11 protein-coding genes and 2 tRNA genes are annotated in these 13,251 nt (G+C 72.5%); 4 read left to right on the top strand and 9 right to left on the bottom strand.

Translation table 11 applies throughout. The features are described from left to right. Positions 1 to 3 precede the first annotated feature (3 nt). The 6 genes from B5P21_RS04200 to galU all read right to left on the bottom strand — a co-directional run bounded on the left by B5P21_RS04200 (position 4) and on the right by galU (position 6,229). A complete protein-coding gene (locus tag B5P21_RS04200; protein WP_094170808.1) occupies positions 4 to 1,626 on the bottom strand; it encodes a DUF7059 domain-containing protein in 1,623 nt (540 codons plus the stop codon). 73 nt (positions 1,627 to 1,699) lie between these two features. Then, positions 1,700 to 3,298 carry a cellulase family glycosylhydrolase gene (locus B5P21_RS04195; protein ID WP_094170807.1) on the bottom strand — a complete coding sequence of 533 codons (1,599 nt, stop codon included), beginning with the start codon at positions 3,296 to 3,298 and terminating at the stop codon, positions 1,700 to 1,702. A gap of 111 nt (positions 3,299 to 3,409) precedes the next feature. Further along, positions 3,410 to 3,482 (bottom strand) — tRNA-Ala (locus tag B5P21_RS04190). A 67-nt stretch (positions 3,483 to 3,549) separates the two neighbouring features. Continuing rightward, positions 3,550 to 4,509, bottom strand: a complete 960-nt coding sequence (locus tag B5P21_RS04185) for a hypothetical protein (protein WP_045529060.1) — start codon at positions 4,507 to 4,509, stop codon at positions 3,550 to 3,552. A 97-nt stretch (positions 4,510 to 4,606) separates the two neighbouring features. After that, complete coding sequence (locus tag B5P21_RS04180; protein ID WP_094170806.1) at positions 4,607 to 5,275, bottom strand: GNAT family N-acetyltransferase; 669 nt, start codon at positions 5,273 to 5,275, stop codon at positions 4,607 to 4,609. A gap of 57 nt (positions 5,276 to 5,332) precedes the next feature. Next, positions 5,333 to 6,229 (bottom strand): UTP--glucose-1-phosphate uridylyltransferase GalU, encoded by an 897-nt coding sequence (gene galU, locus B5P21_RS04175; protein ID WP_094170805.1) that lies wholly within the window; start codon positions 6,227 to 6,229, stop codon positions 5,333 to 5,335. A gap of 40 nt (positions 6,230 to 6,269) precedes the next feature. On the opposite strand from galU, the gene B5P21_RS04170 reads away from it, so the two are divergent. From B5P21_RS04170 to mscL, 3 genes are read left to right on the top strand one after another with little or no spacing between them, the layout of a single operon-like run. Then, the gene (locus B5P21_RS04170; protein ID WP_045529070.1) at positions 6,270 to 6,845 is read left to right on the top strand and encodes a 5-formyltetrahydrofolate cyclo-ligase; all 576 of its coding nucleotides are present in this window, start codon (positions 6,270 to 6,272) and stop codon (positions 6,843 to 6,845) included. A gap of 6 nt (positions 6,846 to 6,851) precedes the next feature. Then, on the top strand, positions 6,852 to 7,262 hold the full coding sequence (locus tag B5P21_RS04165) for an FmdB family zinc ribbon protein (protein ID WP_045529071.1): 411 nt from the start codon (positions 6,852 to 6,854) through the stop codon (positions 7,260 to 7,262). Positions 7,263 to 7,290: 28 nt separating this feature from the next. After that, complete coding sequence (gene mscL, locus B5P21_RS04160) at positions 7,291 to 7,773, top strand: large conductance mechanosensitive channel protein MscL (RefSeq protein WP_094170804.1); 483 nt, start codon at positions 7,291 to 7,293, stop codon at positions 7,771 to 7,773. A 13-nt stretch (positions 7,774 to 7,786) separates the two neighbouring features. Here mscL and B5P21_RS04155 read toward each other — a convergent pair whose 3' ends face one another. The 3 genes from B5P21_RS04155 to B5P21_RS04145 form a co-directional block, all read right to left on the bottom strand. Then, positions 7,787 to 8,746 (bottom strand): IS481-like element IS1122 family transposase, encoded by a 960-nt coding sequence (locus tag B5P21_RS04155; protein ID WP_094170803.1) that lies wholly within the window; start codon positions 8,744 to 8,746, stop codon positions 7,787 to 7,789. 148 nt (positions 8,747 to 8,894) lie between these two features. Continuing rightward, positions 8,895 to 9,140, bottom strand: coding sequence for a hypothetical protein (locus B5P21_RS04150; protein ID WP_094170802.1), 246 nt, complete (start codon positions 9,138 to 9,140; stop codon positions 8,895 to 8,897). Next, entirely contained in the window at positions 9,140 to 12,949 is a 3,810-nt protein-coding gene (locus B5P21_RS04145; protein WP_378108696.1) for a DUF4011 domain-containing protein, read from the bottom strand. The genes B5P21_RS04150 and B5P21_RS04145 overlap by 1 nt, the downstream gene beginning before the upstream one ends. Before the next feature lie 153 nt (positions 12,950 to 13,102). On the opposite strand from B5P21_RS04145, the gene B5P21_RS04140 reads away from it, so the two are divergent. Beyond that, positions 13,103 to 13,177: transfer RNA gene (locus B5P21_RS04140), tRNA-Arg, on the top strand. The last annotated feature ends 74 nt before the right edge of the window (positions 13,178 to 13,251 follow it).

Genomic DNA, 13,251 nt, shown 5'->3' with positions numbered 1-13,251 from the left:
ATCCTAGGCGTCGCGCCCTGGACGGTCGGCGTGGGCGTCACCGGTCGTCGCGCCCGGGAGCAGGAGGAAGCCGTCGGCGACGAGCCCGCGGATCCGCGGCAGCAGCTCCGCGCGCAGGGCGTCGGCGTCTACCGCGGTGAGCTGCGCGACCGCGTCGACGATGGCGCCCACCGCGAGCTCCCCATCGCACGCTCCGACGAGCGCCGCGAGGCCCGTGTCGAGCGGCACCTCGCGGCCGAAGCCGGCGCCCTGGCGGAGCGTCATGACCGTGGGATCCTCGGCGCCCGGCCAGTAGTGCCGCTCCTCCGTGACGTCGCCGGCCAGCACGAGCGCGAGCCCGGCGAGCGCGCGGTCGTCGACGCCGGCGAGGGCGTCGTGCGCCGCGAGGGAGGCCTGGAGGTGGTCGCCCAGGCCGGTCGGGTTGTGGCCGAGGCCGCTGTGCAGCCGCTCGATCCGGCGGAGCGTCGGCGCCCCCACGGCCGGGCGGCGGAGGGTGAGGTACCCGAAGCCGACCCCGTCGACCCCGCGCGCGGCGAAGTCGTCGAGCCAGGCGCCCATGAGGGCCTCCGACTCGGGGGTGCCGGCGCGGGTGCCGCCGTCGCGGATCCACGTCTCGGCGTACAGCGCCGCGTCCTGCACCTCGCGCTCGACGATCCACGCGTCGAGGCCGGATCCGGTGCGCGCGGCCGCCCGATCGAGCCAGCCCGCGACGCGCTCGAGGCCGGGCTCCCCGGCGCGGTGCTCCCAGTTGCCGAGGAGCTGCGCGACGCCGCCGGGCGTCAGGTGGTCGGCGAGGTCGGCGACGACGCCCTCCACGAGGGCGTCGCCGACGAGGCCGGCGTCCCGGTACTCGTAGGCCGGCACGCCCTCCGCGCGCGGGGTGATCACGAAGGGCGGGTTCGAGACGATGTGGTCGAACCGCTCCCCCGCGACCGGCTCGAACAGGCTGCCGAGCCGCAGCTCGATGGTCGTGATCCCGTTGAGGGCCGCGTTGAGCGCCGCGAACGCGAGGGCGCGCGCGGAGATGTCGGTCGCGACGACGCGGTCGGCGTGCCGCGAGGCGTGCAGCGCCTGGATCCCGCAGCCGGTCCCGAGGTCGAGCGCGCTCGCGACGGGCGTGGAGATCATGAGGCCGCTGAGGGTGGCGGACGCTCCGCCGACGCCGAGTACGTGGTCCTCGTCGAGCGCGCCGCCGGTGGCGCGCTCGCCGAGGTCGGACGCGATCCACCACTCGCCGACGCCGTGCGCGTCGATGAAGCCATAGGGCCGGAGGTCGACTGCGGGGTGCACGTCGAGGTCGCCGTCGACCTCGACGAGGCCGAGGCGCCGGGCGCCGTCGAGGCCGAGCGACGGCAGGGCAGCGCTCAGGTCGGCGACGTCGACCGGGTCGCCGAGCACGAACAGCGCCGCGAGCACGGCGGCCGCGGGGAGCCCGTCGGCGGTGCGGGCGGCCTCCACGGCGCGACGGGCGGGGATCCGGTTCCCGCGGTGCAGCGCCTGCCCGGCCGCGTCGCCCCACACGTCGAGCGCCGACGCGAGGGTGAAGGGCGCCGCCTCGAGGTCGGCGCGCAGCGCACGAACCTCGGGGGTCGCGATGGTCACGGGCGGGATCGCGGGGCGGGGCACCGGTCGAGCTTAACCGGCGAGGCGCCGGCCGCCGGGCGGGTGCCCGACGACCGGCGCCGTGGATGCGGGTCGGTCAGCGGCTCGTCACAGTGAGCTGCGGCGAGGCCGGAGCCGGCCCGCCTCCCGCCTGCAAGCCGACGTGGACGGTATGACCCGCGGACAGCGCACCAGCCCAGTCGGCGCCCGTGCACGTGACGGTGCCGGACGCGGCGGTGCAGCGCATCCCCAAGCTGTTCCCGACGGAGGTCGTGCCCGGGCTCGCCCACGACACGGTCCACCCGGCGACCGCGGACTTCGCGGTGACGTCGAGGTCGGCCACGTAGCCCGACGACCAGGATCCGCCGGGCTGCCACGTCGCCGTCACGGCGCCCGACGTGGAGGGCGCGGGCTGCGGCTGCGGTGCGGGCTGCGTCCCGGAACCCGAGCCGGAACCCGAACCCGAGCCGGCACCAGAACCTGAACCCGAACCCGAACCCGACGACTGCGCCGGGTGGAGGATCGGCGCCATCGCGTCGAGCTTCGCCTGCTCGGGCGTGACCCAGTCCGACTCCACGAGCCCGCCGGTGTCCCCGCTGTCGGGGTTGAACGCCCAGAACGAGGAGCTGATGCCGGTGGTCTGGAGGTACGACACCAGGGTCGTCAGCCACTGCTTGTCGCTGGTGGTCTCGAGCTTCGTGCCGAACTCGCCGAGCAGCACCGGGGCGATGTTCTTCTTCGCGAGGTAGCCCCAGTGGGTGTCCCACACGCTCGTGAGGTTGTTCGGGTAGTCGGGCGAGCTGAACCACGACTGCGCGTAGATGCTCGACGGATAGTCGTGCGGGGAGTACACGACGCGGTTCGGCACGCTCAGCTCGACGGGCTTGTCGCCCGCGGCGCCGAGGGCCCCGCCCCACCACGTTCCGGATCCGTCGGGCTGCTTCTCGGTGCCCTCGACGATGACGAGCAGCTTCGGGTTGACCGACAGCACCGCGTCGCCGCCGCGCTCCGCTGCGAGCCGCCAGTCGGTGGCCATGTCGCCCGTGCCCCAGGAGGCCTGGCCGTGCGGCTCGTTGTGCAGGTCGACGCCGATGACCGTGGGGTCGTCCTCGTAGCGGTCCGCGAGCATCTTCCAGTCGGAGATCCACTGGGACTCGGAGAGGTCGTTCGAGTACCAGAGCTCCGACTGCCCGTTGGTGGTCGGGCGGTGCTGGTCGAGGAACACGTTGAGGCCGTTGGCCTTCGCGGAGACGATGGCGCGGTCCATGAGCTGCAGCGGGGAGATGCCCTTCAGATCCGGATTGGCGGTGGTGCCCCAGTCGGCGACGCTCGAGGCGTGGAGGCAGTCGTTCGAGAACGGGAGGCGCACCGTGGTGAAGCCCATGTCGTGGAGGTGCTTCATGCCGCTGTCGAGGGTGATCTTGTCCAGCCCGTGGAGCACGCAGCCCGACGACTCGAGCCCGAACCAGGCGGCACCCCGGATCGTGTACGTGGAACCGGTGGAGTCGACGATCCTCCCGCCGTCGGTGTGGAGCCATCCGGACGCGGTGGATGCGGTCGACGCCGCGGCGGGGTGCGCCGAGGCGGAGCCCGGGTCAGCTGCGGAGGCCGAGGCAGCCGACGCTCCCGCCGTCGCCAGGGCGACCGGGAGGAGCAGTCCGAGCAGTGCGGAGGTGAGGCCTCTTCGTGTCTTCATGCGCGAAGGCTAGGACCGCGTGGCGGGCCGCGTTCCCATCCCTCACAGGACGTGAGGGTGTCCTACCGCCCGCAGGGGACAAGCAAAAACCCCGCCGGAGCGGGGTTCTTGTGGACCTAAGGAGATTCGAACTCCTGACCTCCTCGATGCGAACGAGGCGCGCTACCAACTGCGCCATAGGCCCTGACAACTCCACGAGACTACCACGTCACGCGGAGCCCGCCGAACCGCCGAGGCGGCGGTGGATCCGGTCAGCCGACAGCCCGGCGGCGCCGCAGCACCTCGTCGAGGTCGCCCATGCCGGGCTCGGCGTCGTCGACGATGCCCATGCGGGAGAAGCGGCTGACGGGAGCGGTGCGCGCGGCGGGCGCAGCAGGAGCGGCGGAGGCGGCCGCCGCCGCCTCGGCGGAGAGGCGCGCGACCTCGGGCTCGAGGTGCGCGCGACGCAGCGTCTCCTCGGACTCGGCTGCGGCGCGGCGCATCTCCTCGACGGGCGAGAGCGGCGTGCGGGGCGCGTTGCCGGCGCCGGGACGCGGGCCGGGCGCCTGCGAGCGGGAGAGGTAGAGCGGCTTCGGCACGGGCACGGGGGTCCAGGACTCGCCCTCCTCGCGCTCCGCGACGGGCTCGGCGGTCGGCGCGGCCGCCTCGTGGAAGTCGGTGAAGCCGGTGCGCGGCATCGGGCGGGCCTCGGGCGCCTGGAGACGACGGGCGGCGGCGACCTGCGACATGCGCTGCAGGGACGCGAGCGACGCGAACGTGGCGAGCGAGGAGATCACGAGCAGCGTCCAGGCGCCGGCACCGGCGACCTGGGCGATCCCGGCGATCACGCCGACGAGGGCGAGGGCGAGGACCGCGGTGGCGGCGAGCCGGCTGCGGCGGAGGCGCGTGGCGGCGGAGGGCGACGTTGCGGACACGGGGGCCACTTTCGGTAGGGCGCGCTGGGCGGCGGCGTCTCGCGCACGCGCGGCGGCTTCGGCTTCTTCTGCGGCCCGGCGGAGGGCGCGCTGCTGCTCGACGACGCTGCGGGCGTTGGTCTCCGCGCGCACCGCGTCGGGGACCTCGGCCGTCTCGGCCAGGATCCGCAGGGTCTGCTGGAGGCGCACGGCGTTGCGCTCGGTCGCCATGTACTGGCGCCGGTGCAGCCACGTGGGCAGCAGGTAGGCGAGCCAGAGCACCGCGGAGAGCGCGATGATGATGCCGCCGGATTGCATGTCCCGAGGCTAGGAGGTCCGGCGGGCACGACGCGGGAAGCGCGCCGCGTGTCCATGGCGACACCGGCGCATCCGCAGGTCCGCGGACGCGCGGAGGTCAGATCCGGCGCTGCACGGCCAGCGGCACGGCGGCCGCCTCGACGTCCGCGTCGGGGACGCGCGACCGCTCGGGATCCACGCCGCCCTCCTTCCAGCGCGCGAGCACGCTGGTGGACAGCTCCTCGACGACGAGGCCGAAGCAGAAGTGGTCGCGCCAGTCGCCGTTGATGTGGATGTAGCGGCGCCGCAGCCCCTCGTAGCGGAAGCCGAGCTTCTGCACGACGCGGAGGCTGGGCGCGTTCTCCGGGCGGATGCAGATCTCCATCCGGTGCAGCCCGAGCGTGGTGAAGCAGTAGTCGGTCGCGAGCGCGACGGCCGTGGGCGTGACGTTCCGCCCGGCGAACTCCTGGCCGACCCAGTAGCCGATGGTCGCGCTCGAGAGCGAGCCGTAGGCGATGGACGACACGTTGAGCTGGCCGGCGAACTCGTCGTCGTAGTCGATGACGAGCGGCACGCCGAGGCCGGCGCGGGCGTTGGCCTGCAGCGATCGGATGCTCGCGCGCGTGTCGAACGCCATCGGCGCGTACGGGCTCGTGGCCTCCCACTTGCGGAGCCAGGAGCGGTTGTCGAGCAGCGAGCGCTCGAGGGCCCGCGAGTCGCGGAGCCGGATGGGCCGGACGGAGATGCGCCCGTCCCGCATGGTGGGTACGGTCTGCGGCACGTCCATGAGCCTAGGCCTCAGCGCGGGCGCCGGTGCGCCCCGGCAGCGCGCCGCGGATCCGGATCAGCGCTCGAGCGTCTTGACGAACTCGGGCAGCCACTCGCGCAGGCCCTCGCCGAGGTCCTCGTGGTCGACGCCGAGTTGGACGATGGCCTTGAGGTAGTCGAGCCGGTCGCCCGTGTCGTACCGGCGGCCGCGGAAGACGACGCCGTACACGCCGCCGGTCCACTCGGGCGCGGCGGCCATCTTCTCGAGCGCGTCGGTGAGCTGGATCTCGCCGCCCTTGCCGGGCTCCGTCTTGTGGAGCACGTCGAAGACCTCGGGGCGCAGCACGTAGCGGCCGATGATCGCGAGGTTGGAGGGCGCGGTGCCGGCGGCGGGCTTCTCGACCATGCCGGTGATGCGCACGACGTCGTCGTCGTCGGTGGCCTCGACCGTGGCGACGCCGTAGAGGTGCGTCTGCGACGGATCCACCTCGAGCAGCGCGACGACGGAGCAGCCGTGCTGGAGCTGGACCTCGATCATGCGGGAGAGGAGCACATCGCGCTTGTCGATGATGTCGTCGCCGAGGAGCACGGCGAAGGGCTCGCGGCCCACGTGCATCTCGGCGCGGAGCACCGCGTGGCCGAGACCCTTGGGGTCGCCCTGGCGGACGTAGTGCATGTCGGCGAGGTCGGTGGACTCGTTGACCTTGCGGAGCTTCGCGTCGTCGCCCTTGAGCTGGAGGGTGGCCTCGAGCTCGGCGTTGCGGTCGAAGTGGTTCTCGAGGGCGGTCTTGTTGCGGCCCGTGATCATGAGGACGTCGTGCAGTCCCGCGCCCACGGCCTCCTCCACCACGTACTGGATGGCCGGGCGGTCGACGACCGGCAGCATCTCCTTCGGCATCGCCTTCGTCGCGGGCAGGAATCGTGTTCCGAGTCCCGCGGCGGGGATGACGGCCTTGGTGATGTGGGTGACCATGCGATCGAGCGTAGCGGGCGAACATACCTAGACTCGAACCATGCCGAGCGATGTCGGGAACGAGAAGAGGGCGCTGCGCGCCCAGCTGCGGGAGCGTCGTCGGCAGATGACCTCGACGGAGCGCGACGAGGCGTCGCACGGACTGACCAGCCGGCTGACCGAGCTCGTGGCGAGCCACGACGCGAACCGGGTGGCCTGCTACCTCTCCACGGTCGACGAGCCCACCACGCGCCCGTTCCTCCAGTGGCTGCACGCGAACGACCGGCAGGTGCTCCTGCCGGTGTCGCGCAACGACGGCCTGCTCGACTGGGTGGTCAGCGACGGCACCGAGACCGAGGGCCTGTTCGGCCTGCCGGAGCCGGTGGGCGAGCTGCTCGGGCCGATCGCCATCAACGACGTCGACCTCATCGTCGTGCCCGCCGCGGCGGTCGACCAGGGCGGGATGCGCATGGGCTGGGGGCGCGGCTACTTCGACAAGACCCTCGGATCCATGGAGGCCTGTCCCCCGGTCTACGCTGTGGTGTTCGACGCCGAGTTCGTCGACGAGCTCCCGCGGGAGAAGCACGACATGCCGGTCGACGGCATCGTGACCCCGACCCTCATCCACTCCTTCTAGGGGCCCATGCCCACGTACTCCTACCGCTGCACGGTGTGCGGCAACGCCTTCGACATCGTCCAGGCGTTCACCGACGACTCCCTCACCGAGTGCCCCGTGTGCGGCGGCAAGCTCCGCAAGCTGTTCGCCGCGGTCGGCGTGAGCTTCACCGGCAGCGGCTTCTACCGCAACGACTCGCGCACCGAGGACGCGGCTAAGCGGTCGCGGTCGACGTCGTCGGGGGCGTCGAAGCCGTCCGGATCGGGGGCATCGGACTCCTCGTCCTCCGGATCATCGGACTCCTCGTCCTCGGGATCGTCGGACTCCTCCGGGGCGTCCGGATCCGGCACCGTCGGCCAGGGCTCCGGTACCGTGACCCCCAGCACCCCCTCCGGTCCCGCGTCCTCGGGCTCCGGCTCGTCCTCGCCGTCCACCTGATCGGACGGCCCGCCAGACAGGAGCACCCGTGAAGGGCTTCAAGGAGTTCATCCTCCGCGGCAACGTCATCGACCTCGCGGTCGCGGTCGTCATCGGCGCCGCGTTCACCGCGATCGTGACGGCCATCGTCACGTCCGTCTTCAATCCGCTGATCGCGGCGCTCTTCAACGCTTCGACGCTCGCCGACGCGTTCAAGGTCGAGATACCGACGGCGAACGGCGGCACGTCCACACTTCTCTTCGGGGCCGTGCTGGCCGCGCTGATCAACTTCCTCATCGTCGCCGCGGTCGTCTACTTCGCCCTCGTGCTGCCGGTGAACCACCTCAAGAAGGTCGCGTTCGCCAAGCAGAAGGCCGCGGAGGAGGCGACGCCGAAGGACGTGCCGCCGACCGAGGCGGAGCTGCTCATCGAGATCCGCGACCTCCTCGCCGGGCGGCCGTCGCCCGAGGGCGCGCACACGGTGCCGTCGTCGACCGGCCAGCACGTGGCCGAGCCGGGGAAGCCCGCCTAGATGTACTGAGTCATCACGTTGGTGACACTCGGGCCGCGGGCGTCAGCCCGTGGCTCGAGTGGATTCGTTCAGTGTTGTAGTGCTGGATCCACGGATCAAGGGCGTCGGTTCTGGCTTGGTTGCTGGTGAAGGGTTGCCGGTAGGCCCACTCGGTCGCGAGGGTGCGGTTGAAGCGTTCGACCTTGCCGTTCTGCCAGGGGCAGTGCGGGCGGATGAACTTCTGCCTCGCACCGAGCTGCGTGACCGCGTTCTGGAACGCGGCCGAGTGCCGGTAGGCGAACGCGTTGTCCGTCAGGACCCGTTCGATGCGGGTGATGCCGTGCTCGGCGAAGTACGCCGCGGCCCGGGTCAGGAACCCTGCCGCGGTCACGCCCTTCTCGTCCGGGTGGATCTCCGCGTAGGCGAGGCGGGTGTGGTCATCGACCACGGCGTGGACGTAATCGCACCCGATCCCACGACCACGAACCTGTTCGCTGCGGCCATGCGCCCGCCAGCCGCCGCCGTCCGGGATCCGGCCGAGCTTCTTCACGTCGACGTGGATCAGGTCGCCGGGATGCTCATGCTCGTACCGGTTTGCCGTCGACCGGGATGCCCGGATCACGGCCCCGGTGACGGGGTCCAACCATGCCAACGGCGGTGCCCCGTGCCGCCGCAGGACGCGGGAGATCGTGCGGGCTGGAACACCGGTCACCGGCGCCAACCGGGCAGGACCTGATCGCAATCGGGTCCTCGCTTCCACGACGGCTCGTTCTCGTTCCGGGCTCGTCCTCGTCGGCACCCGTCTCGGCCTCGAGGACCGGTCCGACAAGCCTTCGAAACCCTCGGACCGGAACCGATTCACCCACCGATGCGCGCACTGACGCGACACACCGAGTTCGCGCGCGACATGCGAGACCGGCCGACGATCCTCGACCACCCGCCGCACGAGGAGAACCCTCCCGTGAACCGTCAGACGAGCATTAGCGTGGGACATCGAGGCCTCCTGGCAGTGGCAGAACTAGACAGCTCCATCAAGCCAGGAGGCCTCCTCACACGCCCCGAAGTGTCACCAACGTCATGGCCGGGTACACCTAGCGCGACCCGAGCGCCCGCACGACCCGACCGCCTCCGACGTCGACCCGTCAGCCCCAGTGGGGCGGGCGGTCGAGCCGGAGGCGGTCGTCGTTGGCGGCGGAGGCGGCGGGCGCGTCGCCCCAGCCCTGCGGGGCGTCCTCGGCGGCGGGCACCGCGGGCGCGCGCGCGGCGGCCTGCGGCGTGGGGTCGGATCCGGGCACGGGCGGCGTCGACGCGCGACGCGAGCGGCGGACGGGGCGGCGCTCCCCCGCGGCGTCCGGCGAGTCGGCTCCGGACGCGTCGCGCTCGGGCATCACTCCGCCCGGTGCGCGCCGGCCTGGACCTGCACCGGGGCGGTCACCGGGTGCGCGTCCGAGATCGCGCCGAGGGCGGTGGCGATGCGGCGGGCGACGGCGTCCGGATCCGCGAACAGCTCGAAGGAGTGCACGCGCAGGTAGTGCCAGCCGAGGCGCTTGAGCATCTCGGGGCGCAGTCGCAGGGACTCGCGGAGGCTCGTCTGGTTGACGACCGGATCCGTCTCGATCGCGATGGCCCGGCCGCCGTAGGAGGCGACGAGGCCGAGCTTGTCGCGGTGCCCGAGGGCGGGCGCGAGGCCGAGTCCCTCGAGGCGGCGGGCGAGGTCGACGAGCATGGCGTCGCCGTCGTCCGGGATCGGGTCCTCCTTGAAGCGGGCCTCCGCCTCCGAGAGAATCTGCGCGAGCGCGACGATGCCGTGCTTCATCCGGTCCTGGTCGATGTCCGCGGGCTGGAAGCAGGAGACGACCACCATCGAGCGGCGGGCGCGCGTCATGGCGACGGCGAGCAGGCGCTCCCCGCCGGGCGCCGCGAGGGCGCCGAAGTTCGACAGCACGCGGCCGTGCGGGGTGCGGCCGTAGCCGACCGAGAAGATCACGCGGTCGCGGCTCTGCGCGACGCACTGCTCGAGCGTCGCGACCATGAACGGCTCGGCGCGGTCGCCGATGAAGAACTCGGTGACGTCGCTGCGCTTGGCGGCCGCGTGGAGGACGGCCTGCTGCACGCGCACGGCGTGACGGGCGCTCGCGGTGATGACCATGAGCGACTCGCGCGGGCGGTGGCTCGCATGGTCGAGCACGAGCTCCACGACGCGGATCACCTCGGCGTCGACGCTCTCGACGGCGCCGGTGTCCTCGTCGGGCATGCCGTGGCCGTCGGCGACGAAGTCGAGCGACAGGCTGCCGTGGCCGAGGAACGTGCCCGCCCACGGCAGGGACTGGATCCGGCCGCCGTAGAAGCGGCGGTTGACGAGCTCGGCCAGGTCCTCGCCGCCCGCGCGGTAGCTGCGCGTGAGGGAGAGCGTGGGCAGCAGCTCGCCGAGGCGGGCGAGCGCGGAGTCGGCGTGGCGCACCTCGAGCGTCGAGTCGTCGTCCGCGAGCTGCGGCGTGGAGCGCTCGGGCTGCGGGACGACCGCGATGGTGAACGGCGACGGCGTCTGCGTGACGGGATCCCCGAACACGACGGTCTGCTTGCCGCGCCGGATGCCGCCGAGGGCCTCCGCGAGCGTCATGGCGCCGGCGTCGACGAGGAATACGGCGTCGAACGGCATCTCGTCGGTGATCGCGGGCACCTCGTAGGGCGACGCGAGCCAGACCGGCGCGATGGTGCGGGAGAGGTGGGGCGCAGAGTGGTGGAGGGCCGCGGCGTCGACGGGGGCGGATCCGCCGAGCAGCTGGCGCAGGTGGTGCGCTTCCTCGGGCCAGTCGACCACGCCGATCTTCCACGTCTCCGCGAGCTGCCACGCGAGCAGGCCCGCGCTGGCGGTGGCGTGCGCCTCGTCGACGAGGCGGAAGTCGGACTCGAGGCGGTCGAGCACGCTCGTGTTCGCGTTGAGGAGCGCCTTGTCGCCCGCGAGCATCTGCTCGAGCACGGACTGCCACCAGGCGAGCTCGAGCTCGGCGGCCACGGCCTCCTGCGGCACGTGCCGGTCGGAGAGGTCGCGGAGCAGCGGATCGAGGTCGAGGCGGCGGAGCTCCGCCAGCAGGGAGGTGCGCTCCTGCAGGTTCTGGAGCACCTCGCTGTCCTCGGCGAGCTGCGCGACCTTCTCGCGCAGCTCGGCGATGGGGAGCTCGCCGAGCGGGGTGGGACGGGTGAGCATGCTCAGCGGCTCGTCGAGCACCTGGAGGTCGGCGGCGACCTCCTGGTAGCGCACGTGCACGTCGGAGATGCCGCGCGGGACCTCGGGGGTGGAGCCGACCGCGACGTAGCGCTGCCAGAGGATCCGCTGCTTCTGGATGGCCGTGAGGCTCGCGTGCATGTCGGAGATGTGGACGCCGGGGCGCACGTACTCGCGCGCGAGCTTGCGGAGGCGACGGCGCGTGATGCTCGTCATCTCGGGGGCGTCGCGGCGGGATCCGGTGGCCGCGATGATCTCGCTGAGCGACCGGTCGAACACGACGGGCTGGAACTTGTCGAGCGTCTCGCGCACGTCGAGGAGGAGGCGCAGGTAGACGCCGAGCTCGTCGATGGACGTGTAGGCGCGCATGCGCGTCTGGCCGATGAGCTCGTCGGCGCGCTCGAGGAGGCGCGGGAGTCCGTCGGCGGAGAGCGACTTCGCCAGGTCGTGCGCGTGCGTCGCGGCGGCGCTCGTGGAGAAGGTGGCGCCGTACCAGGGCGAGTCGCCCGGGCCGTAGCGGAACTCGCCGAGGCTCGCGGCCTTGACGAGCGAGGCGGCGGCGCTGGCGCGGTCGTGCGCGATCGCGACGACCGCCTCGCGGGTGAGGCGCGCGGTGGTGGCCGGCGGATCCGGCAGGAGGGCCAGGCGCGACAGCTCGCCGAGCGCGTCGAGCACGGAGACGCCGAGGTCCCTGTCGGGACGCCCGAGCGCGAAGCGGTAGTCGAGCAGCACGTGGCGGAGGCGCACGAGCGCGTCGTCGACCTCGGCGGTCTGCGCGGGCGCGGCCTTCTCGTTGCGGACGATGGACTGCACGACATCGCGCTTGAGCGACTTCGGCGCGACCGCGAGGCCGGGCAGTCCGACGTCGGTGAGCCGCTGCGCGATCCCCTTCAGCGAGGAGGCGCGCGGGCTGACGACGAGCACGCGCTTGTGCTGCGCGACCAGGCAGCCGATGGAGTTGACGATGGTCTGCGTGCCGCCGGTGCCGGGGAGCGTCGTCACCACGAGCGAGTTGCCCGCGTTGATCTGGGCGATGACGTACTCCTGCTCGGGATCCGCGTCGAGCAGCAGGGTGTCGGTGACGGGCGGGCGCTGGTCCTGCGGGATCGGGTCCACGGGCGCGTACGCCTCGCCCACGCCCCACTTCGCGGTGGGGTTGCCGGCGATGGCGTCGATGACCAGGTGCTCGAGGTGCGCGGCGTCCTCGGCGAGCGCCTGGCCGACCTCCGCGAAGGACGAGACGACCAGCCGCGGCTGCACGGCGAACGCGGGAAGGTGCGAGGTGAGGCCGCGGAGGCGGTCGATGACGGGCTGCGGCTTGAAGGCGCCGTTCTGCACGGCGAGCGCGACGAACGAGTCGGCGTCGAGCGTGATCTGGAACTGCTCCTCGAGGGCGCGCGCGAGCGCCGGGTTGAGGAACGGCTGGCCCTTGAGGCGCACCTCGTAGTCGCTGCCGTGGCGGCGGATCGCGAGCGGGCGCAAGAGCACCGGCGCGCGGAACTGCTCGTCGGCGAAGCGCCACTCGGCGAGGCCGATGGCCAGGTGGATCGACTCGATGCCCCGGGCCGAGACCAGCTCGATGCCCTTCTGGGTGATGCGGTTCGCAGCCTTGCGGGCACTGCGGAGCGCGAGCTCGTCGCGGATCAGGGACGACAGCAGCGTCGTCTTGCCCGTGATGAACTGCGCGAGGCCGCCCGGGTGCGTGGTGCTCAGCTCGATGCGCGAGCCGGGCGCATCCACGAAGTGGAGGAGAGGAGAGGTGCCGCCGATGCCGGCCAGCTGCTCGCGCCACTCGCGCCAGCGGGGCTCGGCCACGTTGCCGCTCCCGAGCTGCACGTCGCCGACCCGGAGGTCGTGGGGGCTGGTGCTGTTGTGGGAAGCATTCACGTGGGGGTCCTCAAGAGGCTCGGCGGCGAACCCGGAGAGCAGGTCGTCGTCGTCGTCGTCGGATCGTTCATTGGCACGCCACACCCGGCAACAGTACGACGCGGCGGGTGGGGAAACCGGCAGGCGGGGCCGCGCGGGGCCGGATCTGCGGGGGCGCGCCGCCCCCGTCCCGGCCCGCGCTCCGCCGCCGTCGCGCCTCGGCCGGCCGGGCTCCCCTCCGCTACCATGGGCCGGTCAGCCTCTGTAGCTCAATGGAAGAGCAGTTCCGTCCTAAGGAAAGGGTTGGGGGTTCGAGTCCCTCCAGGGGCACCATCCGCTTCGCGCGCTCGCCCGTCGTGGCCCTCTCGAGCTCGGCCGATCCGCGTCGACGATCCCCGCCGTGGAGA

The organism is Clavibacter michiganensis subsp. insidiosus (genome assembly GCF_002240565.1).
GTDB classification, from domain to species: domain Bacteria; phylum Actinomycetota; class Actinomycetes; order Actinomycetales; family Microbacteriaceae; genus Clavibacter; species Clavibacter insidiosus.
Note: the sequence above shows the minus strand (reverse complement) of the source record. Positions and strands in the feature narration are given on the sequence as shown.